Annotated in this window: 1 protein-coding gene; it reads left to right on the top strand. The window is 53.6% G+C overall.

Annotation, left to right across the window (positions count from 1 at the left end; translation table 11 throughout):
- Window positions 1-63: 63 nt before the first annotated feature.
- A partial coding sequence (locus ACHHZ7_RS25460; protein ID WP_032050496.1) for an IS6-like element IS26 family transposase occupies window positions 64-700 on the top strand: 637 nt, incomplete at its 3' end.

Raw genomic sequence — 700 nt, 5'->3', positions numbered from 1 at the left:
GGCACTGTTGCAAATAGTCGGTGGTGATAAACTTATCATCCCCTTTTGCTGATGGAGCTGCACATGAACCCATTCAAAGGCCGGCATTTTCAGCGTGACATCATTCTGTGGGCCGTACGCTGGTACTGCAAATACGGCATCAGTTACCGTGAGCTGCAGGAGATGCTGGCTGAACGCGGAGTGAATGTCGATCACTCCACGATTTACCGCTGGGTTCAGCGTTATGCGCCTGAAATGGAAAAACGGCTGCGCTGGTACTGGCGTAACCCTTCCGATCTTTGCCCGTGGCACATGGATGAAACCTACGTGAAGGTCAATGGCCGCTGGGCGTATCTGTACCGGGCCGTCGACAGCCGGGGCCGCACTGTCGATTTTTATCTCTCCTCCCGTCGTAACAGCAAAGCTGCATACCGGTTTCTGGGTAAAATCCTCAACAACGTGAAGAAGTGGCAGATCCCGCGATTCATCAACACGGATAAAGCGCCCGCCTATGGTCGCGCGCTTGCTCTGCTCAAACGCGAAGGCCGGTGCCCGTCTGACGTTGAACACCGACAGATTAAGTACCGGAACAACGTGATTGAATGCGATCATGGCAAACTGAAACGGATAATCGGCGCCACGCTGGGATTTAAATCCATGAAGACGGCTTACGCCACCATCAAAGGTATTGAGGTGATGCGTGCACTACGCAAAGGCCAGG

The sequence above is a fragment of the Citrobacter freundii complex sp. 2024EL-00216 genome (assembly GCF_043945515.1).
Taxonomy (GTDB): domain Bacteria; phylum Pseudomonadota; class Gammaproteobacteria; order Enterobacterales; family Enterobacteriaceae; genus Citrobacter; species Citrobacter portucalensis.
This window is presented reverse-complemented; position numbering and strand designations above follow the sequence as displayed.